At 43.0% G+C, this 22,784-nt stretch carries 22 protein-coding genes; 4 read left to right on the forward strand and 18 right to left on the reverse strand.

The window, feature by feature from the left end; translation table 11 throughout:
- Nucleotides 1-131: 131 nt before the first annotated feature.
- Both glnA and AS158_RS08690 read left to right on the forward strand, forming a co-directional pair.
- Nucleotides 132-1,451, forward strand: a complete 1,320-nt coding sequence (gene glnA / locus AS158_RS08685; RefSeq protein ID WP_165304868.1) for a type I glutamate--ammonia ligase — start codon at nt 132-134, stop codon at nt 1,449-1,451.
- Between the two features lie 50 nt (nt 1,452-1,501).
- Complete coding sequence (locus AS158_RS08690; protein ID WP_165304869.1) at nt 1,502-2,419, forward strand: hypothetical protein; 918 nt, start codon at nt 1,502-1,504, stop codon at nt 2,417-2,419.
- 153 nt (nt 2,420-2,572) lie between these two features.
- On the opposite strand, the gene AS158_RS08695 is transcribed toward AS158_RS08690, so the two are convergent.
- Both AS158_RS08695 and AS158_RS08700 read right to left on the reverse strand, forming a co-directional pair.
- Nucleotides 2,573-2,830: a hypothetical protein gene (locus tag AS158_RS08695; RefSeq protein ID WP_165304870.1), complete on the reverse strand. Its 258-nt coding sequence runs from the start codon at nt 2,828-2,830 to the stop codon at nt 2,573-2,575.
- Between the two features lie 186 nt (nt 2,831-3,016).
- Nucleotides 3,017-4,285 carry a PhoPQ-activated protein PqaA family protein gene (locus AS158_RS08700; RefSeq protein WP_165304871.1) on the reverse strand — a complete coding sequence of 423 codons (1,269 nt, stop codon included), beginning with the start codon at nt 4,283-4,285 and terminating at the stop codon, nt 3,017-3,019.
- Nucleotides 4,286-4,373: 88 nt separating this feature from the next.
- Between AS158_RS08700 and AS158_RS08705 the strand changes: the two genes are divergently transcribed.
- Nucleotides 4,374-5,324 (forward strand): hypothetical protein, encoded by a 951-nt coding sequence (locus AS158_RS08705; protein ID WP_165304872.1) that lies wholly within the window; start codon nt 4,374-4,376, stop codon nt 5,322-5,324.
- Here the strand turns inward: AS158_RS08705 and AS158_RS08710 are convergent.
- Nucleotides 5,281-5,934, reverse strand: a complete 654-nt coding sequence (locus AS158_RS08710) for a DUF429 domain-containing protein (RefSeq protein WP_004080615.1) — start codon at nt 5,932-5,934, stop codon at nt 5,281-5,283. The genes AS158_RS08705 and AS158_RS08710 overlap by 44 nt on opposite strands.
- Nucleotides 5,935-6,003: 69 nt before the next feature.
- On the opposite strand from AS158_RS08710, the gene AS158_RS08715 reads away from it, so the two are divergent.
- Nucleotides 6,004-6,657 (forward strand): radical SAM protein, encoded by a 654-nt coding sequence (locus tag AS158_RS08715; RefSeq protein WP_004080614.1) that lies wholly within the window; start codon nt 6,004-6,006, stop codon nt 6,655-6,657.
- 5 nt (nt 6,658-6,662) lie between these two features.
- Here the strand turns inward: AS158_RS08715 and AS158_RS08720 are convergent, their stop codons facing one another.
- The 15 genes from AS158_RS08720 to rbsK form a co-directional block, all read right to left on the reverse strand.
- On the reverse strand, nt 6,663-7,661 hold the full coding sequence (locus AS158_RS08720) for a LacI family DNA-binding transcriptional regulator (RefSeq protein WP_004080613.1): 999 nt from the start codon (nt 7,659-7,661) through the stop codon (nt 6,663-6,665).
- Between the two features lie 58 nt (nt 7,662-7,719).
- On the reverse strand, nt 7,720-8,544 hold the full coding sequence (locus AS158_RS08725) for a carbohydrate ABC transporter permease (protein ID WP_165304873.1): 825 nt from the start codon (nt 8,542-8,544) through the stop codon (nt 7,720-7,722).
- The gene (locus AS158_RS08730; RefSeq protein ID WP_165304874.1) at nt 8,541-9,425 is read right to left on the reverse strand and encodes a sugar ABC transporter permease; all 885 of its coding nucleotides are present in this window, start codon (nt 9,423-9,425) and stop codon (nt 8,541-8,543) included. Before AS158_RS08730 ends, AS158_RS08725 begins: the two co-directional genes overlap by 4 nt.
- Nucleotides 9,426-9,475: 50 nt before the next feature.
- Complete coding sequence (locus tag AS158_RS08735) at nt 9,476-10,783, reverse strand: extracellular solute-binding protein (protein WP_165304875.1); 1,308 nt, start codon at nt 10,781-10,783, stop codon at nt 9,476-9,478.
- Nucleotides 10,784-10,805: 22 nt separating this feature from the next.
- Entirely contained in the window at nt 10,806-12,308 is a 1,503-nt protein-coding gene (locus tag AS158_RS08740; RefSeq protein WP_206516530.1) for a DUF5605 domain-containing protein, read from the reverse strand.
- Between the two features lie 47 nt (nt 12,309-12,355).
- Nucleotides 12,356-13,771: an L-fucose/L-arabinose isomerase family protein gene (locus AS158_RS08745; protein WP_165304877.1), complete on the reverse strand. Its 1,416-nt coding sequence runs from the start codon at nt 13,769-13,771 to the stop codon at nt 12,356-12,358.
- A 15-nt stretch (nt 13,772-13,786) separates the two neighbouring features.
- Nucleotides 13,787-15,265 (reverse strand): glycerol kinase GlpK, encoded by a 1,479-nt coding sequence (glpK, locus tag AS158_RS08750; RefSeq protein WP_004080610.1) that lies wholly within the window; start codon nt 15,263-15,265, stop codon nt 13,787-13,789.
- A 1-nt stretch (nt 15,266) separates the two neighbouring features.
- Entirely contained in the window at nt 15,267-16,202 is a 936-nt protein-coding gene (locus AS158_RS08755; RefSeq protein WP_008193258.1) for a transketolase family protein, read from the reverse strand.
- On the reverse strand, nt 16,199-17,059 hold the full coding sequence (locus AS158_RS08760; RefSeq protein WP_004080608.1) for a transketolase: 861 nt from the start codon (nt 17,057-17,059) through the stop codon (nt 16,199-16,201). The genes AS158_RS08755 and AS158_RS08760 overlap by 4 nt, the downstream gene beginning before the upstream one ends.
- Before the next feature lie 7 nt (nt 17,060-17,066).
- Entirely contained in the window at nt 17,067-18,062 is a 996-nt protein-coding gene (rbsC, locus tag AS158_RS08765; RefSeq protein WP_004080607.1) for a hypothetical protein, read from the reverse strand.
- A 7-nt stretch (nt 18,063-18,069) separates the two neighbouring features.
- The gene (locus tag AS158_RS08770) at nt 18,070-19,641 is read right to left on the reverse strand and encodes a sugar ABC transporter ATP-binding protein (RefSeq protein WP_004080606.1); all 1,572 of its coding nucleotides are present in this window, start codon (nt 19,639-19,641) and stop codon (nt 18,070-18,072) included.
- Between the two features lies 1 nt (nt 19,642).
- Nucleotides 19,643-20,296: a DUF2291 domain-containing protein gene (locus AS158_RS08775; protein ID WP_004080605.1), complete on the reverse strand. Its 654-nt coding sequence runs from the start codon at nt 20,294-20,296 to the stop codon at nt 19,643-19,645.
- A 73-nt stretch (nt 20,297-20,369) separates the two neighbouring features.
- Complete coding sequence (locus tag AS158_RS08780) at nt 20,370-21,341, reverse strand: D-ribose ABC transporter substrate-binding protein (protein ID WP_004080604.1); 972 nt, start codon at nt 21,339-21,341, stop codon at nt 20,370-20,372.
- 57 nt (nt 21,342-21,398) lie between these two features.
- Nucleotides 21,399-21,806, reverse strand: coding sequence for a D-ribose pyranase (gene rbsD, locus AS158_RS08785; RefSeq protein ID WP_004080603.1), 408 nt, complete (start codon nt 21,804-21,806; stop codon nt 21,399-21,401).
- A 12-nt stretch (nt 21,807-21,818) separates the two neighbouring features.
- Nucleotides 21,819-22,709, reverse strand: coding sequence for a ribokinase (gene rbsK / locus AS158_RS08790; RefSeq protein ID WP_004080602.1), 891 nt, complete (start codon nt 22,707-22,709; stop codon nt 21,819-21,821).
- Between the last annotated feature and the right edge of the window lie 75 nt (nt 22,710-22,784).

Raw genomic sequence — 22,784 nt, forward strand, 5'->3', positions numbered from 1 at the left:
AAAACCCCTCTGTCCCCGGGGACAGAAAGGATGGCTGTTTTTGTTTTTCACTGGCTTCACCGACTTTATTTCGTGTCTTGGGATATTAATTATACCACAATGATTTTTTGTGTTCAAGAGGAGGTGTTGCTATGACGATTGAAACTATCAAGAGAATCATCGAAGAGGAGAACGTTCGATTCATCAGGCTGCAATTCACTGACATCAACGGAATCTTGAAAAATTTGGAAATAACTCCCGAGATTTTCCTTGATTCCTGGAAAGACGGAATCATGTTCGACGGTTCCTCCATTGAAGGCTTTGTGAGAATCGAAGAGTCTGATATGTACCTCAAACCCGTCCTCGACACCTTTGCTGTTCTTCCATGGACAGTCGACGGTGCAAAGAGCGCAAGAGTCATCTGTGACGTTTACACTCCCGACGGCAAACCTTTCGAAGGTGACCCAAGGTACAGACTAAGAAGAATGATGGAAAAGACATCACAGCTGGGTTACACACCGTACGCAGGTCCTGAGATGGAATTTTTCATCCTTCCTACCAACGAAAAAGGAGAGCCTGTTCCGGAGTTCCTCGATCATGGTGGGTATTTCGATCTTCTCCCGTTGAGCAAAGCCGAAGAGATAAGAAGAGATATCGCCATCGCCCTCGAGAAAATGGGAATAATCGTTGAAGCTACACACCACGAAGTTGCTCCCTCCCAGCACGAAGTGGACTTCAAGTACGACACCTTCCTGAGAACAGCCGATAACGCCCAGACCGTGAAACTCGTTATCAAAACCATGGCGATCTTCCACGGCTACTATGCGACCTTCATGCCGAAACCCTTCTTCGGTGTAAACGGTTCCGGTATGCACGTTCACATGAGCCTCTTCAAAGGTGACCAGAACGCCTTCTACGATCCAAGTAAACCGCTCGAACTTTCCGATGATCTCAGGTACTTCGTCGGGGGAATTCTGAAGCATGCAAGAGCACTCGCTGCCGTTACAAATCCAACTGTTAACAGTTACAAGAGGCTCGTTCCTGGGTATGAGGCACCCGTTTACATCACCTGGTCAGTTGGAAACAGAAGCGCTCTCATCAGAATACCGAAAGCAAGAGGAAAAGCTACAAGACTGGAGTACAGGTCTCCTGATCCATCCTGTAACATCTATTTGGCATTCGCTGCCATTCTTGCAGCAGGTCTGGATGGTATAGTAAACAAAATCGAACCTCCAAAGCCTGTCGAGGAGAACATTTACCACATGACTCCGGAAAGAAGGGAAGAAATGGGTATAGGATCTCTTCCTGGCAGCCTGAAAGAAGCTGTTGAAGAACTCAAGAAAGACGATGTTATAATAGATGCGCTGGGAGAGCACATATTCGAAAAATTTGTGGAGGCAGCGGAGAAAGAGTGGATGGAGTACAGCACTTACGTTACAAACTGGGAACTGCAGCGCTACTTGTATCTCTAATCATCAGTGTTTTCGCGGGTATCCTCGAAACAAAGAGGATAACACTCAATATGAATCCTTTGAGGGGAACGATCAACGAGGGTGTCATCACCCTCGTTGATTCTTTGAAAAGAGAGGTCATTGCGGTGGACGCGCTTTCAAAGAGAGTAACAGCGCGTTTCACAGGCTTTTCCTATCCTGTTTGGGGTATGTACCTTGAAGGAAATTTCTACGTCACCGACATGTTCGAGGGAAAGTTCATTGAAATCACGCCTTCAGGGAAAAGAAAAAGGGAAATTCTTCTTGGTGGGGACCCCACCGTCTTTCTCTATTACAACGGTGTTTTTTACATTTCGTTGTTTTCCCAGAGAACGCTCGTGGGAGTGGATCAACGTTCCTTCAGAGTTGTAGAAAAGTACAGAACGGGTGTTCCAAGTACTTATTTCGTTCCAACTTCGAAAGGAATCGCCTACCTTTGTTACTGGAGAGGCGAAAACGATCCCGATGTAATTTATCTCAAGCGTGGTAGCATGACCTCTGTTTGTCTGGGACTTTCCCGTCCTTTGCGCTACGTGGAGGGTTCGAGCGGTGATTACGTTCTTGACTATCGAAACGGTTGGCTCGTGAAGCTGGTGAACGGGCAATTGGTGTGGCAGAAAAACCTTCCTGATTTTGCTTACGGTATTTCCTTCTATGGACCCGATCTTGCAGTTGCCAGTCTTGTTTCTCCTGTTATCTCTGTAGTTGACAGAGACGGCAGTGTAAGACAAATCAACGTGCCGCATCCTGTGCTCTACCTCGAGGAGATAGGAAACTACCTGGTGGCGCTTTCCATGGAAGCAGAGGAGATATATCTGATAAAAAACGACAGAGTCGTCCAAACGGTTAAAACAGGAAAGTACCCCCTGAAGATTTTTAAAATCTCAGAAAAAGAATTCTCCGTTCTCTGCACCGATTCTGGAGAACTCATCTTCTACACAGTCTACTGAGTCTTCGCCAGTGTTATCAGATTCACCCGAAGGTTGTAGGGAAACCACCTACCTTGTAGTAAACGCCACGTGCAATCCTTACGCTGAACCCAGAATATCATCCACGTACTCTCTTCGCTTTCCCATTTCACAGTTTTCAACGCCCTGAAAAACTCACACAGACACTTCCGATTTCTCGATGGTTATGGGAACGGGTTTTTCGAACTGTTCTATTTCTCCATGAACCACTTTTCTTAACAATCTTCGCTTCTTGAATTTTTCATAGGCACCCTTCCTGTTCAATTTTTTCTCAGAAAGTCCTGTTTCTTTTATGAAGCGAACTAGAATTTTTTCTTCAGACTCATCCAGGTTTCCATCATCTAAGAAATGATCCACCATCTTTTTCCAGGCTGTCACAAGAGCATTCTTCACATCTTTTTCCGTTCTGAAATGATTCCAGGCTATTTGAGAAGCTGGTTTCTGAGAGATTGAAAATTTCCTGCGAAAGACTTCTTAGCAAGGTCCAGCATCTTCTTCCATCCTTCTTGGTGGGTGATCTCACACGTCTTATGTCTGGTCCTCAAGAAAGCCGCGGGCTTTCCACAATATTTCACCCCGCTATTCCACTATCATTTTACTGCAAAGCTTCATCCTCAAACCATTGATTTCCAAAGTGACTCCCAAGAAATACGCTTGATGAAAACCTTCAGGTTTTTCAGGAGGTACCCCGATCAGCGAATCATCGGTTTCTTCCACGCCACGTCTGAGCCACACCGCCTTTCTGAAATCTCTGCTCTTCGATCTTGCAAACCACAGTTCCGCGTCTACAATTTCCGGAATCCTTTCAACGAATATTTTCCCGTCCCTGTAAAAGAATTCCACCTTCGGCAGTTTGGGGTACATCTTGAAGAACGAAGAGAGAGTCTCTATTATTTCTTTCACATTCTTCAGGTTGTGGGGATCGTTTGGAGAATAGAATAGAAAGGTTTCGCCCGGAAGATCATCCACGTAGAGGTTCGCCGAATCCACGGTCCAGTATTCGTCGTTGGTGCCGAGCACAAGGATCTTTGGAAGAGAGAGTCTCAATCTCATAGCGTAAGGATCGACAATTTCAAGAAGCCTTTTTCCCAGATCGTTTTCGAGAATCTCGAAGAGCCCTCTTTCCTGATAATCTCTCAACTTCTCGCTGTAGGTACCATAGTACTCTTTCTGATGCAAAAGCTGGGCTTCTATGTTCAGATTGTCGTACACCATCGGAGCGATGGCGAAAACGCGTGGGTCGAAGATCGCCGTAAGATACGTGGTCCACCCTCTTTTGGAGGCCCCCGATACCATGAAGCCTTTGATTTCCACGCCTTTTTTCTCAAGGAAATCTTGTGCCGTGTCCATGGCCTTTATCACACCGTACGTCATGGGAACAAGGAGGGGAAGAAACGGATCTGGGTTCTCGAGGAACATTTTGAACGTTTCTGCGATCAGGGCATCTTCTCTGAGCCCGAAAATCGGCTGATTTGGAACGTCCCCCACAACTATGAAAGGTGCTTCGAATTCCTTCGCCACCCACAGATTCTCTTTTACGTCTTCCAGAAACGAATCGTAATAGCGTTCGTTTTCTTCCTTTCTGCTTCCTCCCGTTATGAAGAAAAACGCCCTGTCTTTGTAATTCAAGTTCGACGGAAGGATTATGCCCACTCTGTGGAACCACTGGATGTTCTGCCAGTTCATGCCGTAGGATTTCAATATGTATATCTCGTCGCCGTCCTGGGTTGTGGTTGCAATGATCGTCTCGTAGACAGGATTTCCCCTTGCACGAACAAGAAGATCCAGAGGATGTATCGCAAGCACCATGACCGGAAGAATCAAAAGAATTGCCAGAAATCTTTTCATGTTATCTCCCCCCTCCAGTTATAAATCTTACACTGTTTTTTCATTTTTCTTTTACTACTGGACGTAGAATGCACAGGGAGGTGATAGAATGAAGGCGATCTTTCCTGTTATTCTCGCTCTTCTATTCCTTTCTGGATGCTTTCAGATGATATCAGTTCTGCCCCGCGAAAAAGTCTACGCCCTGGTAACAACCGGGGAAGGTCTAGAAGTGTTCGACGTCACAGCTACCCCCGTTAGTATTTCTTTTGTTTCTCTCGCAAACAGCGCTCTCGATGTTGAAGTTTCGGGACAGTATGCGTTCCTCGCAGATGGTCAGAGCGGAATCCACGTTCTCGATGTGAGCGATCCCGAAAATCCCGTTCAGTTGAATCAGCTGAACACCCACTACGCCTACGGGGTAGACCTATCCGGTGATTATCTCTACGTGGCGGACTGGACGAACGGTCTTCTGGTTTACAACGTAACCGATCCTTCTTCCCCTGTGCTGGTTGCAAGACTCGAAGAAGCGGACTGGGCGGAAAAGGTACACATTTCAGGAAACCGCGCTTACGTGGCCTGTTACAATGAAGGTTTGAAGGTGGTGGACGTTTCAAATCCGGCAAATCCTGTATTTCTCGAAAGAGTGAATTTTGGAACGGTGAGAAGTGTCTTCGTGTCAGATGAGAGGATCTACGCCGTTGTCTACGGTGAAGGGGTATCGATCATCGATGCGAACGATCTCTCTCAAATTCTGGGGACCTACGAATCGCAGACACCCTACGATGTGATCGTTTCAGATAGTGTGCTGTATCTTGCAGACTACGCGTTCGGTGTTCAAACGATTGACGTTTCAGATCCTGGAAACCCGTTCGTTCTCGATCACATACCAACGAGTGGAGGAAAGGCTCAGAGTCTGTGGCTTTATGAAGGATTTCTTTACATTGCAGACTTCAACGGATACCTGACTGTGGTGGATGTGAGTGATCCTTCTCACATGAATGAGGTTTTCAACGTCCTCACTCAGGGTTCGGCGAACGCTGTGTCCTTGCTGGTGCAATGATCTGCATGGGAAGGCCGTGTTCATCCAGTGGGGGATCTTCCGGTATCCTCTCAAGAGGAAATTGCTGAGCCAGTGCAAGAACGAGTGAATCGAGCACATCGTGGATATGTATTCTGTACTCTCTGCAAATTCTCTGCAGATTTTCCACATCGAAGACCAGATGTTCTCTCAAGATCTCGATTCTCTGGTTCAAACCCTCTCTGGTGTGTTTCGATTTCATCATTTTGCTTGATATCCTCAGAAAACACAGCTCGGGATGGGATTCTCTGATCTGATCGGAAAGATCTGGATAGCTTCTGAGAAAAACGTCAACCTCTCTCACTTTCTCCACTATGTGCCAGAACTGAACAGGAAATCCTTTCCCCTGGCACTCTCTGTTGACTCTCAGTGCATCCTCGTAGCTTTCTCGATAAACGGCCACTCTGCACGGGACCGTAAAGACACTTGCAGCTCTCTTTGAAAGGATCCTTCTGGTGAGTCTGTCGCACTCTCTCTCGCCTTTTTTCGGGAGACCGATGGGAATATCAACGAGTGTGGGAAAGTCCAGGAACATGAAGTGTTCCATGAATCCTATCTCGAGAACCCTGTCTCCCTCCACTATCGAATACACCCATCCTCTCCTCGTACCATCCACACCGGCTGTGATCATCGTGTACATTATACACAAGGAGGGGGTAATATGGCCTTCAATCCGGTACAAAGAGCCATGGAGATGGAATCGCTTGTCATGAAGGGTGAAAGGCGAAAATACTATAGATTCAGATACTCTCTTTACTACGGGGGAATCGTTACAGCGGATACTGTAGGATGTAAGTTTCTCTGTGCCTACTGCTGGAACTACTTCAGAAACCTCAGGCCCAAGCGTGCAGGGGATTTTCTCTCACCAGAGGAAGTAGCAGAAAGGCTTCTTGAGATCTCAAAGAAAAGAAAGTGTGATCTTTTCAGGATCAGCGGGGCAGAACCGATCCTTGGGAGAAGATCCGCCGAACACGTGAGAAAAGTTATAGAACTTGTGAACAACACCTTCATTCTGGAGACGAATGGTCTGATGTTTGGGTTCGATCCTTCTCTTGTGGATCTTTTTGTGAATCTCAACGTTTTAATCAGAGTGAGTGTGAAAGGCTGGGATGAAGAAAGTTTTGAGAAAATCACAGGAGCAAGCGGTGAGTACTTCCGCTACCAGCTGAAAGCACTGGAGCATCTCCACGGAAAGGTCCATTTCTGGGTCGCTGTTGTCTACGATCTTTTCAGAGAAAAAGGACTGAAAGAGCTTGAAAAAAGACTCCCCATTCCGTGCAGGATAGAGAAGGAGTATCTGGAAATGTATCCGTAGAAATATTATGCTCTTCTTTCTTTCACAGAATCTCTTATAACGATTTCCGTTGGAAGTATGTACTCTTTTTTTCTTATCTTCTTTCCAGAAATAAGTGCAAACAGAACTTTCCCGGCTTGTTTTCCCATTTCATAAAGATCCTGACGAACAGTAGTTAGAGAAGGTTTATAGTATTTGCTGAAAAACATATCGTCGAAGCCTGTTACACTGACGTCCTCTGGAACTACCAATCCTCTCTCTTTCAGAGCTTCTATCACACCAAAGGCCATAAGATCGTTTCCAGCTATTATTGCGTCCGGTATTTTTGACAATCTTTTGGTGAGTTTATAACCACTCTCAAACGTGAATTCTCCGTACAGAACCTGGTAATCCTTTATCTTGTACTTTTTCATACGATCGAGAAAACCTTCCAGACGTTCTTTCGCAGTTGAGGTCATATCTCCACAAAGGTAGGCAAATGACCTATGACCTGTTTCGACCAAATAATCAACCATCCTGGCAACTCCTCCAAAATTATCAACACCAATATAGGGAGCATCGATGCCGGGATACCTTCTATCCACGAAAACCAACTTGAGGTGATATCTCTCTATAAGTTCTTTTAGAGCTTTGTTTTCGTAGCCTGTACATGTTACTATAACACCGTCTACGTTGTGGAATATGAAAGATTCGAGAATCACTACTTCATCTTTCGATTTATGATCGGTTCCTCCTATGATAAATGAATAACCTTTTTTTCTCAGAAAATCCTCTGCTCCCTTAACTATAGTAAGAAAAGCGGGATTCGTTATATCAGGTACGATGAAGCCTATCATTTTGGAATCACCAGTTCTCAACCCCTGGGCTATCTTGTTGGGTTTGTATCCCAGTTTCTTTATGGCTTCTCTTATTCTCTCTCCTAACTTTTCACTGACCTGCGAGGGATCTTTCAAATATCTGGAAACAGTTGAAATCGAAACACCAGCTAATTTCGCCACATCATTTATTGTAGGGCGCCTTTTCATGCTAATTTCTCCTTTCTGTCGAGTACCTCCAATGAAATTTTATCACTGATGAGAAGTCTTACTCTTTTAACCCTCCCATTGCTGCTACTCCTTCAATGATTTTCTTGCTGAAAATCGCATAAATTATAAGAGTAGGAATGAGTGAAACAATCGCAGCACTTGCCATAGCAGGTATATTCATACCGTATCTTCCTTGAAATTGATACAATCCCAGTGTGATGACCCATTTTTTGGGGTTTGAGATAAGTGTTAATGCATATACGAACTCACTCCAAAACATAACGAACGAGAAAACTCCCATAGCAACAACAGCAGGGGAAGACATTGGCAGAATTATCCTCCAGTATATATACCATTCACTGCATCCCTCAATTCTTGCTGCTTCTATATAGTCCTTCGGTATTCCACGCATATAATTTGAAATCACCAATATACTTACAGGAAGTTGGCTTGCAGCTAAAGGAAGTACTAAACCAAATAAATTATCATACAATCCAATTTTTCGGGTCAAAACGAAAACAGGTATCAATGTTGTGTGAATCGGTATGCAAAGTCCCATTATAAATATTAAGAACAATCTTTGTAAGAAATTATATCTGTAAATTGCGAAAGAATAAGAAGCCAAAGTAGCGAAAAAAATCAAAATTAATAAGGAAAAAGAAGCAACTACACCACTGTTAAAAATATACTTTTGAAAACCGACATTAAACACTCTCGAAAAATTTCCAAGAGAAAAACTTTTAGGGGGTTGCCAAGGAAACGACATAAAATATTCATCTCGTGCTTTAAAGGAGTTTATTACTAACAAATAAAAAGGGAAAAACGTCCACAAGAGCCAAATAAAGGCTACAATATAAACAAGTACTTTCATTCCTATGCTCATACAGTATCACCTCTCCTATATACTCTGTACATAAGAATGGAAATCACCAATGATATTCCAAAAAGAAAGAAAGCATATGCACTAGCATATCCCATCCTTTGGTGTCGGAAAGCTAATTTGTACATGTATGTTGCAAGAAGTTCTGATGTGTTTCCAGGTCCTCCTTCTGTCAGTATATAGACCAGATCAAAATATTTCAATGATCCGGTTATGCCCAGTATAGCAGCTGTTATGATGGTTCTTTTTAGAAATGGAAGAGTTATATAAATAAACCTCTTAAAAGAAGTCGCTCCATCTATCATTGCCGCTTCATAAAGCTCTTTTGGTATCTCAGTCAAAGCAGCTGCAAATATTATCATGTAAAATGGTATCCACTGCCAGGAAGTGGCAGCGTATATTGCTTCTACAACTACTTCTGGATCACCTAACCATATTTTTGCTAATTTTTCTAATCCTAAAATTTTTAGAAAGTTATTTAAGAAACCAAGGTAAGGATCATAAATTATTTTCCAGATGATAGCAATAGTTGTTGAGGGAATAAGAAGAGGTATGAAAAATGCTATTCTCATAAAATTCGTGCCTTTAATCTTTGAAGAAATCAGCAAACCTAAACCTATCCCGATCGGAATCTGGATTAGAAGAGTATAGATAATGAACTTAAGGTTGTTTAGAAGTGCTCTCCAGGTAACTTCATTGGAAAAGAGATTGTACCAGTTACCGAACCCCACAAATTTGTCAGGTCTCAAGGAAAAACCTTCCCATCTGAAGAAACTGTAGAAGAAAGTCATAGGAATGGGAATTAAAAAGTAAAAAAGAAACAACGCTACAGCAGGCAGAGTAAACAGAAATGCTGTTATTTTTTTCTTTCTTTTATTGTACACCTTCATCCCTCCCAAAGGGGCAGGTGGTAAACCACCTGCCCTTGATAATATTACTGTCCATATTCTGAATGAGCCTTCTTGTATTCCTCAACAGTTTTATCCATTGTTTCAGCAAATTTCTCTGGGGTTATTTTAAGATCCATCAACTTTTGGAGGTTATCAAGATACACTTCAGCTATCTCTGGTGGTAAGTAAGTGTCCCAGCAGTGCATAACACTCGGTGCTTCCATAGCTGCTTTCACTATTTCGGACAAGAAAGGATCATTTTTAATTGCGGGCAATTCTTCTATTCCATAAACAGGTGGAAGTGTACCTCGTTTCTCTACTTTCATTCTTACAACCTCTGGGTGCAACAGATATTCTCTGAGGAATTTTTCAGCGAGTTCTTTGTTTGAAGAATTTGCTACTATTGAGTAGAACCAGTCTCCAACTATTCCTACCAACTCTCTTGGGTCTCCTTTACCATCTTCCACGATTGGGAATTTAGCCATTCCTAAGACAGGTATTAGATCTGGTCTCTCTTCTTTTATGACCTGATACATGAAACTGAGCTCACAAATCATGGCTGCCTTTCCTACATAGAACAAAGCACGATCTTCTCCTGTGTTAAAATCAAGAGCGTTTACTGCCTCAGGGAATGCTCCTACCTTTATTAATTCCACTAGTTTTTCCAGAGTTTTGAGCATGAGAGGATCCTTCCAACTTCTTTTTCCATTAAGTATCTCCTTTACTACCTCGTTACCACATACTCGTGCAGCGAGTGTGGCTAGGAAATGATCGGCAGGCCATCTTGCTTTATTGCCCATAGTTATCGGTATGTAACCCAGTTCCCTGAGCTTTTTACAAAGTGCTACAAATTCACTCCAGGTCTTCGGAGGCTGAAGCCCATGTTTTTCGAATATGTCCTTCCTGTACCACAGGAAATCACCAAGTATCGAGTTGTTAAATGGAACAGCCCAGTACTTACCTTTGTAGTAAACCTCTTCAAGAGCGCCTGGCCAGAATGTTTTCTTCATCCATTCAACTGTTTCGTCACTAAGAGGATGAATCTGACCAGAGTCAATGTAGGATCTCAACTGGCCTCCGCCCCAAGTGAAAAAGAGGTCTGGTAACTCACCGGAAGCCATGGCAACAGCCAGTTTGGTTTTGTAAGTATCCACAGAGTATGTTACTGTCTTAAACTCTACTTCAGGGAAGTCCTTCTTGAAAAGCTCAATCGCAAGGGCAATGTCGGGGTTGACTTCCGCTCCTTCAACTGCTGGTGAGAGGCTCCAAAGTTCAAGAGTGACTTTACCAAATACCGTTAAGCCGAGAATCGTAAGAACGCAGAGTACGGTGAGACTGACCAACTTTCTCATAAAAACACCCCCTTTGAGAGATTTAGAGGATTATCAAACTATCAATATCTCTTACTCTCTGAATTCTTAAAGCGACATACGATTTCCCCGGCAACCTTATCACAACTTGTCCCTGGAAGATCCCCAGACTATGTATCTCTGTTTCCCAGCAGTCAACTAAATCTACTCTGTACTTACCTTCTGGAAGCTTTAAGGTTCTTTTCACTGGTCTGTTGATATCAAAGTAGATCAGGTAATATTCTCCTTCTTTACCAATGCAATGAACGTCCCAGTCCATCATAGGATCAAGCTTGATAGGTTTAAGAAACGGTGGAGCTTCTTCTATAATCGTTCTCAGGAATGCGATTCTTTTTGGACTTTCACCTTTCAATCTTCCGCCTTTTGACCACCAGAGGACTTCGTCTTCAGAGTAGTAAGTTTCTCCATGTGTCACATAACCTCCAGAGGTAACACCTTCCCAAAAGCGATTCATCATCTCCTGTGGTGGCAGATTACCCCATCCGTACTCAATGTTCCCTTCGTAGCCACATTCATCGATGATAACTGGTTTTTTGTACATCTCGCGCCATTTTGGTATTAAATTTATGCCTATATCTATCTCAGGTTCTCCGCTCCACGATCTCAGTGACCCCTGCCACTGAATGCTGGCGTGTGTTATCCAGGGTTTTGTGTGATCATAAAACTTGAAACACTGATGCACTGATCTTAGATGGTTATAAGGGTCTTTCTCCACTATGAAATGAAAGTATCCATCCCAGTCTTTTTGTGGTTTGATAAGGTCGTATTCGTTCGCCATTGACCACCACACATTTCTGTAAGAAGAAATTCTCGCTATCAGATACCTCAAGTACGCTTTGTCCACTTCTTCCGGCATGCTGCAAAATCCCCATTTGTCATACGGATGGAACAGTATCACGTCCGCTTCTATCCCCATGTCCATAAGTTCCTTCACTAACCTCTCAAAGTGCTGGAAAAACTTCACATTGAACTCTACCTGATATCTCCCGTCTTCCTCTCTCCAGCTCATAGGAAGCATAGGAGGTTCTTCTCTATTGTAAGCGTAGTACTTCGGAAACACACACATCCTGACTTTGTTGAATGGAGAGTTCCTGAGTGATTCGAGTGTCTGCTGAATGAGTTCTTCTCTCTGGTGTACCCACGCATAGAGTGTTGTCCCAAACGGATGGTAAGGTGTCCCATCTTCATAGCAGAAATGATAAGTGTTGCACACTCGAACAGGTCCATGATTCCCTTCAGAAGGGTCAACACACAGAAACTCTCCTTTCATACCGTCAAGATCTTTGATGTCGCTTCTTACCTCGTACTTCCACAAACCAGTCCTGTTCGGCATGAACCTGATCTTGAAGGTATCTTCCCCATCATAAAAGCCTTCCACTTCAAAACTGTCACCAGCTTCGCTTGTAAACACTGCTTTGATTTCTACGTCTGTAAAAGGATTCCCCTCCGCTTTCCCTTTGAGTGTTATTTCGTATGTTCCCCATTTTTCAACATTGTTTTGAGTCATCGAGATCACCCTCCTTATTCATAGAGCATCCAGAACTGGTTTAATCTCTAAACTTCAGCGTTATGTTTATGAACTACTATCCCAAGATATTTTTCCAAAGCTTCTTTCACAGCATCTGCCACTCTCGAGAGATTTATCGCTACATGGTGTTCAAATCCGTTTTCACAGATGTATTTCATGAGTTCCTGGAGCTTCTCAATTCTTGCCACGCCCCTGCTTCCAAAGGTCTTTGGATTTTCATCCAGTATCTGCCCTTCTCCCACATATGCTTTCACTTTTCCTTCGTTATCATCTGTAGTGAGCCTCAGAAAAGTGAACGGTGAGGTCTTTATCTTCCCTGCACAAGCTCCATAGGCCCTTTCTTTACCCACAGTTGTTCCTATTACATCTGCATATTTGATTTCAGGTTTTTTTTCATAGATAGAAGCCGGGAAATTTCCACAGTGGAAGAGAATTGTTTCGTTTTCATCTCTGTAGTTATTGTTCCAGTCAACTATTGCAGATGGCTGTCCAGAAGCTAACTGGAGTACATACATAGAGAGAGCACCGGTGATATCAACCTCGCAGGCGGCAGGTTTTCCTTTTTCGCTGAGAAGGCTCATGATGGTACACGGAGTTATTCCCAAATTCCATTCAAGAGAGGTCCAACATTGAATTGCAAGAGCTTTTATATCGTTTTCCTCAATCCATTCGTCAATGACGGATCCAAACTTTGCCATCAAGAGAATTTTCTCTTCCGGTACAATCTGTAACCTGTAATTTTTCTTTATCTCCTCAAGTTTTCTCCTTACTCTCTCGTCGTCATCTTTGAGATTAGAAACTCTGTGAAGAATCTCCGAGAGGTCTACCGTTTCAACAGAAATGCTCATTCTTTCAAGGATCTTCTCAGAGAATCTCACCGTGTTGAAGGCACTGGGTCTCGCTCCTATTGCTCCAACTTTTATGTTTCTCATTCCCTTAACGATTCTGCACACGGCAGCAAACTTCTCTATGTCCCGTTTAAATACTTCACTTTCTGGATCCTCTGTATGAAGTGTCGTCAAGGAGAACTCTATCCCATATTGCTTCAGGTTGTTGCTTACAGATATTTTTCCACAGAAAGAATCCCTTCTATTCTGAAGGTCGAGCTTCTCCGGATCATCTGGAAACGCATGGACCAGCACAGGAACATTCAAACCACTCAATCTGATTGCCTGAGCTACTCCTTTCTCATCACCAAAATTTGGAAGAGTAACAATAATCCCGTCTATTTCCCCGGCTTTTTCCTTAAAAAGTTCCGCACACTTTTTAGCGTCTTTAGCTGTTTCCACAGCTCCGAGTTTCGTATCAGAGGGTGAAAGGGTTACCACCCTGTATCCCATGCCTTCTAAAACTTTTATTACCCTTTCTCTTCCTTCTTCTACCAGTCTGTCGGGGAAAAATTCCCTGTTTCCGACGATCAAACCAAAGGTCATCTTTTCCATTTCATTTTCCCTCCTTCACTCGGTGAGTAGTTTTCTGATAGCAGTTTTCCACCCTTCATAGTACATTTCCCGTAATTCATCACCCATCCGGGGTTCGTATTTTTCCCTGTAAGTTATCTTTTGCCTTATCTCTTCAAGATCGCTGAACGCTCCGAGATGAAGCAAAGCAACAAAAGCTACTCCTCTCGCTGATACTTCCTCTATGTTGCTTACTAAAACTGGTATGTTCAGAATATCCGCCTGAAACTGCATAAGAAATCTGTTTCTTGTGATTCCTCCATCTGCCCTGACCTCGGTGGGTTCCTTACTGGATATTCTGACCATCTCCTCGAAGATATCTCTCACTTGATAGGCTATGGACTCCAAAGCCGCTCGAACAACATGTTCTTTTCCATGATTCCTTTGAAGCCCCAGAATAGCCGCTTTCACATCACTTCGCCAGTACGGGGCCCCAAGCCCAACGAAGGCAGGAACCAAATAAACCCCTCCGTTGTTTTCAAGAGAGAGTGCTATTTTTTCTGTTTCAGAGGGATCGCTTATGATTCCGAGTTTTTCCTTTAACCAAACAATTGTGTCACCTGCTGAATGAATGTTACCCTCGAGTACATAACTGGAAGTCTCTTTTACGACCCATCCAACAGAGCACACAATGGGCGAATCTGATACATTTGGTTTTTCCCCTATGTTCAACATGGTGGAACTCCCTGTACCGTAGGTAACCTTTATATCCCCTGAATAGAATCCTCCCTGTCCAAAGAGAGCGGCAGAAGAATCTCCCATGACACCGACTATGGGAATTTTTTTCGGTAAAAATCCCAAATCGGTGTAACCGAAGACAGAATCTGAACTTTTCAGTTCAGGGAGGATTTCAGGTGGAATTTCAAAGATCTCCAGTACTTCTTCATCCCATCTCAGTTCATGAATGTTGAGAAGAAGTGTGCGGCTCGCATTTGAAAAGTCTGTTGCATGAACTTCCCCTTTAGTCAATTTCCAGATCAGCCAGCTGTCCACTGTTCCAAAAGCAATTTCTCCTTGCTTTGCCTTGTTTTTTACGCCTTCCACATTGTCCAGAATCCACCTGATTTTACTGGCAGAGAAATAAGGATCAACTACGAGTCCTGTTTTTTCTTTTATCTTCCCTTCCAATCCCCTTTTCTTTATCTCTTCACAGAGAGAAGCCCCTCTCTGACACTGCCAGACCACAGCGTTGTAGACTGGTTTCCCTGATTTCTTCTCCCACAAGATGGTTGTTTCTCTTTGGTTCGTAATAGCTAGAGCTTCTATCTCGAGCGGTTTTATACCCGATTCTTCAATGACTTTTCTGCATGCATCTAAGGTGTTTCGAAAGATCTCCTCAGGATCGTGTTCTACCCAGCCTGGTTTTGGATAGTACTGTTTGTGGTACACCGTTACCCTGTGAACAATTCCTCCTTTCTCATCGAATATAATAGCTTTCGTACCAGAGGTACTCTGATCTATTGCGAGAACGTACATTCTAATTTCCCTCCTTGAACCACTCTAAGACAGTTTTTGCAATCCCCTCTGGCGCAAGGCCGTAGTGTTTTAAAACTTCATCCTGCGTTCCTGTAACCGGATACTCATCGGGTATCCCAAGGATTTTCATAGGAGTAGGTAAATTTTGAGAAAGGAATTCTGCAACCGCTCCACCGAGACCTCCAAAAATGCTATGTTCCTCAACGGTTACTATTCTTCCTGTTTCTCGAGCAGCTCTGAAAACTGCTTCTTCATCCAGGGGTTTAACGGTAAACATATCAATCACCCTTGCACTTATTCCTTCCTTTTCAAGAATCTTTGCCGCTTCCAAAGCTCTCCACACGACTTCTCCTGTTGCTATTATTGTGATATCATTGCCCTCTTTCAATGTTATTGCTCTTCCTACCTCGAATTTTTCGTCTCGTGAATAGATCACAGGTACCGGATTCCTTCCCGTTCTCATGTATACGGGTTTCTCATCTTTCAGTAACTGTTCCAAGATGGCAGCTGCAAGAACAGCATCACTGGGAAGCAATACTTTCAGGTTGGGAATGGCTCTCATAACAGCTACGTCGTGGAGAGCATGGTGTGTACTTCCCAGAGGGCCATAGCTGACCCCTCCACTGACTGCCACGATTTTCACATTGGCATCCGAGTAGGCAATGTCGTTTTTTATCTGCTCTAAATTTCTTGCGGAATAGAAGCATGCAGGTCCAAAGACCCAGGCCTTCTTTCCGCAGAGGGCAAGACCGGCGGCTACTCCAGCTGCTGTCTGCTCAGCTATTCCGACTTCTATTGATCTTTCTGGAAATACTTTGAAAAAGTCCGCAATGGCCGCGGATCCCCGTGCATCAGAGGTTACAACCACGATCTTTTCATCCTGCTTCGCAAGTTCTAGCAATCTTTCACCTATTGCCTTTCTGAGAGCAACTTTCATACCATATCACCTTCTTCTAGCGTTTTCAGCTGTTCTTCTAACTCTTCGATGGCTTTCCTGTATTCTTCATCACTTGGAACCTTGTGGTGCCATTCTACTCTTCCTTCAATGAAGGAGATTCCTTTTCCTTTTATCGTGTTTGCGATTATCAAATGTGGTTTCCCAGTTTCTCTAGGTATGGAGACAAACGTTTTGTAAAGTGACTCAAAATCGTGACCATCAACTTCCAGCACGTTCCAGCCAAATGCTTCCCATCTTTTTGAGAGTGGTTCCAGTTTCAAGACTTCTTCTGTGTGGCCAGATATCTGAAGACGATTCCTATCAACTATGCCTATCAAATTATCAAGACTATAGTGGGACGCCACCTGTGCTGCTTCCCAGACGCTTCCTTCATCCAGCTCCCCGTCTCCCATCAAAACGTAAACCTTGTAGTCTTTACCATCCATTTTTCCTGCTAAAGCCATACCAACCCCGATGGCAAGACCATGACCAAGCGCACCGGTGTTCACCTCAACCCCTGGGACTTTTCTGGTGGGATGTCCTGTGAGCCTAGAACCGTACTTGCAGTACGTCTCGAGTTCTTCTTTCGGGAAAAATCCTTTATCAGCTAAGACTGCGTAATATGCTTCAACGCTGTGACCCTTGCTCAGAATAAACCTGTCTCTGTCTTCCCAGTTCGGATCTTCCGGTTTCACTCTGAGAATTTTGTAAAAGAGTGTTACCAGGATTTCCACGCTCGATAAGGAACCGCCGGTATGCCCTGACTTTGCCTTGTAGATCATATCGAGAATCATCTTTCTTATTTCGATAGCTTTTCTTTTCAGTTCAAGAACCTCGTGTCTGGTCAATGCACCCACTCTTTGATCACTCCTTTTCCCCTCTACCGAGTTTTTCTGCTATCACAGCAGCTATTATTATGAATCCCTTTGCAACCTGTTGCCAGAAAGGAGAAACACCAACGAGTACCAACCCATCGTTCAAAACACCAATTATCAATGCACCTACAACAGTTCCTATGAGAGTTCCTTTTCCACCTGAAAGAGAGGCTCCTCCAATAACTGTTGCGGCTATTGCATCTAGCTCGTACATCAAACCAGCATTTGGCTGGGCTGAATCTAAACGGGCGGTAACTATTAGACCTGCAACAGCCGAGAGGATACCCGATATCGCGTACACCCAGAGTTTCGTCAGTTTTGAATTCACACCAGAGAGAACTGCTGCTTTTTCATTACCTCCAACAGCATATACATATCTTCCAAACTGAGTTTTTCTGAGAATAAAAATGCCTACTCCTGTGGCTATAGCGGCTATCCAGACTGGCATTGGAATCCCTAAAAACCACCCAGAACCTATGAAGTCAAAACTATCACCCAATCGCGTTATAGGATGTCCTTTAGTCAGAAGCATGATGAATCCTCTAACTGCTGTCATTGTTCCCAGTGTGGCCACAAATGGGGGAATATTGAATCTTGTGATAATAAACCCATTGAACAATCCTATTGCAAAACCAGCCAAGACTCCAATTATTGATGCACCAAGAGGATTGAACTTGAGCACGACACCAAACGCACTTAGTATCAGACCATACTTCAAAAGTTTTGCGGTTACAGCCCCCGAGAATCCAAGGATAGAACCAACAGATAGATCTATTCCTCCCGTGAGAATGACAAACGTCATACCCACAGCTATACAGAGGTTAACAGCTGTTTGTCTGAGAATGATCCAGAAATTTTCAAGAGTGAGAAATCGATTGGACAGAAAACTGAACAAGACGATAAGACCAAGAAGTATGAAAATCGACTGATAGCGAGATATCCTTTGATACCACGAAATCTTCGCTCTGGATCTCTCGACCTGCATCTTTTACTCACTCCTCCCTTTGTGTTGTTTCTACCTTCACACTTCTGGGGATTGCTGCTTTCAGAAGATCTTCCTCGGTGACTTCTTCTCTGAGAAACTCAGCTGTTTTCCGCCCCTCAGACATAACAAGAATTCTGTCGGACATGGCAAGTATCTCTGGAAGTTCAGAGGAAACCATAACTACACCCATTCCTGAAACAGCCATTTCACTTATGAGTTTGTAAATCTCACTCTTTGCGTTTACATCAATTCCTCTGGTAGGTTCATCTAAGAGAAGTACCTTTGGTTTTATTGCAAGCCATTTTGCCAGAACTACTTTTTGCTGGTTTCCTCCACTGAGGTTCTCCACGATTTGATAGGGTGAAGGAGTTTTAATGTTTAATTTTTCTATAAACGAACGAACGATTTCTTTTTCGAGTTGACTATCTATTAATCCAAATTTTCTAACGATAAGTTTCATTACCACTGAAGGGAGGGTTATATTATGCAAAACAGACATTTGAAGAATCAGTCCTGCAGTTTTTCTATCCTCTGGGACTAATCCTATCCCATTCTTTACAGCGTCCCTAGGAGAGTGAATTTTTATTTCTTTTCCTCCAATGAATACCTTTCCTTCTGTACGACCTGGATGGGCGCCGAATATAGCCTCCAAAAGTTCTGTTCTTCCAGCGCCGACTAATCCATATATTCCCAATACTTCTCCCTTCCTGACGTAAAAACTCACATCATCAACTAAAAGTTTCTTTCTGTCCAAACTCCACAGTTTAATACCTTCCACTCTGAAAATTTCGTCTGTTATTGTCGCACGTTCTTTTATAAAAAACTGATCTATACTTCTTCCTACCATTAATCTAACAAGTTTATCATGATCAAATTCTTCTATGGGACCCTCTCCTACCTTTCTACCATCTCTCATCACAACAACCCTGTCAGCTATTTCGAATATTTCCTCTAATCGATGAGAAATGTAAATCACAGATTTTCCTTCATTTTTTAAAGATCTTATAATATTGAACAGTTGTTCAGTTTCACGTTTACCTATGGCAGAGGTTGGTTCGTCCATGATGATTATTTTGGCGTCAAGTGAAAGTGCTTTAGCAATAGCTACCATTTGTTGTTGACTAGTGCTCAGATCTTCCACTTTTGTTTTTGGATCGATATTAACTCCTAGCTTTGAAAATAATTTTGAAGCTTGTTCAAACATTTTCTGGTATTCAATCACACCAAACTCGTTGACCGGTTCTCTGGAGAGAAAGATATTTTCAGCTGAACTAAGATTAGGTACAAGATCTAGTTCTTGAGGAATTAAGGCGATTCCATTCTCCTGGGCTTCTCTTGGATTCCTGAATCGAACCTCTTTTCCTTCCAGAAAGATCTGTCCCTCGTAATCCGGATATACCCCGGCCAAAATCTTCATGAGAGTGGATTTGCCAGCTCCGTTTTCTCCAACCAGAGCGCAAACTTCCCCTTTATATATTTGAAGAGTTACATTATTGACAGCGATTACTCCCGGAAAAGTTTTGGTAATATTTCTGGCTTCCAGCAATACTTCCCTTTCTTTTTCTGTGTTGAGCATCATATCAAAAACCTCCCTGAATTTCCAGATAAAGCGGAATCGCTTCTATTGGATACTTAATTTCTTCATCTTTGAGTAGAGTAAAAACGGCTATGAATCTAACAAGAGAACCCACGCTGCCTGCTCCTTTCGAGAGTTGTTTTAAGAAAGAATTGACCACCTCTTCTTTCACTATTTTGTTCAGCTCCGTGGCAGTGAGGTTGAAATCAATGATTCTATCAAAATCTTCCATTTTTGCAATACCAGTAGCGTTGACTATTCCATTGCCAAAAATGTGATTACTTAGAAACAAATCTGGAACTTTGCGGTTTTCTCTGACTTTAACGAGTATTCCATCGTCTTTTATTTCAACAATTTCTCCTACACCCTGTATGATGTAATATCTGTAATTTGAAACGCCAACTACCTTAGCAAACTTTTGATGAGCAAGTTCAGGATTTTCGTCCAATGTATTTAAAACTTCCACCGCATCATAACCAAGTCCCTCGTTCATCATGTCTTGGAGCTTGAACCATAATTCTCTGGCGTATCTTTTGGGATCGAAGCCTTTCTCCATTTCTTCTATAGGAATGACATCACACGAAAGATAGATCAGAAGTAAGATAAAGAAGACAACAATCATGGAAATAACTTTTCTTTTAGTTAACTTCGATTTCAAATTCCATCCTCCTTTCTAAAAGGGGGCACCCGCTCATAGGTCGCGGGTCCCCCTGTCTAGATTAGCTCAGTGATTATTCTTCTTTTCTGCCGTAAGCAGTGTACTTATCGATGTTTTCTCTTGTCACCAGCTCAACAGTGACAGGTACAATCTCCGGGAAGCTTCTTTCACCTCTGAGGTACTGGTCAGCCCATTCAACTGCCAATCTTGCCATAAGTTTCGGGAATTGCATGATAGTTGCTACGATCTGCTTTCCTTCTTTGATGGCATTTATCACGTCTTCTGCTCCATCGAATCCAAAAATGTAGATATCGGTTCTTCCTGCAGCTTCACATGCTTTCATAGCACCGAGTGCCATAGCATCGTTTCCGCACCATATGGCTTTAATTTCAGGATGTGCCTGGAGAATCTGTTCTGTGACTTTGTAAGCTGTGTCTCTGTCAAATTCTGCGGATTGCTGTGCCACCATCTTGAACTCGGGATATTGATCTACAACGCTGTGGAATCCATTTGATCTATCCCAGGTGGGTTGTGCACTGAGTATTCCGAGAAGCTCCGCATATGGGATTTCTTTTGCATCTGGATATTTCTCTTTGAGGAACTTTACAAAGTATTCACCCATAAGCACACCACCATAGTAGTTATCTGAATAAATTTGTGCTACCGCCAGTCCTCTTGCGTTAATTCCCCTGTCTACACAGAAGACAGGTATGCCTGCTTCTTTCGCTCTCTTCACGTTTGCTATCGATCCATCCGCATCGGTGGGATTGAAGATGATGGCATCATATCCGGCAGCTATGATCGCATCGAAGTGAGCCGACTCCTTAGCTGTGTCATTCTGAGAATCAAAGATAGTAGCTTCATAGCCGAGTTGTTCTGCTCTTTGCTTCGCTGTTTCAGCGAGGACAACAAACCATGGATTGTTAAGTGTGGAGATCACAATAGCCATCTTTCCTTTTGGTTTCTGCTGTTCCTGTGCCAAACCTGTGAAGGAAACCAGTAACAATCCAACCAATACCAACACCACAAACAAGCTCTTCTTCATAAAACCCACCTCCCTAAGGAAATTTGAGGTAAAAACAGTATTTTCTTCTTTTCAAATTTAGAAGATAACCCCTCCCACAAGTATTACATTGGAATAAGGAATGTCCGCTCCTGTTCTGATAATCCCCTTCACGTTTTTCGACATTTCCTTAAACTCCTTATGAGGAACTGTAACGACTTCAACTGGTCCATTCATTTTCTCTATAAGTTTCAGAAGTTCCTGTTTAGTTTGTATACTCTTCTCATCCATCTCCTTTGCAAGGATTATTCTCTCCACCTTTAACTCCCGAAGAAGAATTTCTATAACTTCCATCAAGCCAGGCTTTCCTCTATCAACCACCAGATCTACTTTTTTTACTCCCTGCGGGATAGGAAATCCTAAGTCCACAACGGCTAATGTATCCATGTGTCCCATATCCGCTACAATCTTAGAAATTTCCGAATTCAAAATACCAACCTTTTTCATGATTCTGCCCCCTCATAAATTCTTCAAAAACGCCTCTACTTCTTCTCTCGCTGGAATAGAACTTTGAGCTCCCAACCTTGTTACCGATATGGCCGCTGCTGCCGTTCCAAAGATTACCGCCTCTTCGGGATTTTTTCCCTCAGACAGAGCAACGGCAAAAGCTCCATTGAACACGTCCCCCGCCGCTGTTGTGTCCACAGCCTTTACTTTGAAGGTCGGAAAGTGTTTCTTTTCATTTTTGTTCACAAGAAGTACTCCTTTGTCACCGAGCTTCACTATCACATTCTTGACGCCGAGTTCCAGAAACTTCTCAGCGGCTTTCTCAACCGTCAAAAACTCACCGAAGAAATCTTTCGACAGGGCTTCGATCTCTTTTTCATTCGGTGTGAGATAGTCCAGGTACTGAAAGATTTCTTCGTTTATTCCCTGCGCGGGTGCGGGGTCAAAGATCACAATTCCATTGAATCTTTTCGCACATTCCAAGGTGGTTTCAAAAGGAATTTCGTTTTGAAGGAGAAGGATATCACTTTCAGAGAGCGTATTCCAATCAATCAATTCTTTTTTCAGTTCGGCGTTCGCTCCAGGAAAGATGATGATCCTGTTTTGTCCTGTTTTATCGACTTCTATGAACGCTCTTCCTGTAGGAAGACTAACTCTTATATATCCAGTTATTCCGAGTTTTTCGTAATTCTCTATGAGCAGATCAGAGTAATCATCGTTTCCAATGCACGTTACAAAACGGCATCCTTTCTCTCCAATTTTTGCGACTGTTACAGCCTGATTCGCCCCTTTTCCACCCGGAAAAACGTTCATCTCTATCGCTTTCTGGGTTTCACCAGGTTTTGTGAAGTGATCAACCTTCAGAACGATATCTATGTTTGAACTCCCCACGACGGAAATCACTAGAAACATCCTCCCTTGTGTCTTGATGAAATCGTTTTCGAAATCGTTTTCACAAGAATGGTAACACGAAGGAAA

The sequence above is a fragment of the Thermotoga sp. 38H-to genome (assembly GCF_011057665.1).
Classification (GTDB): Bacteria; Thermotogota; Thermotogae; order Thermotogales; family Thermotogaceae; genus Thermotoga.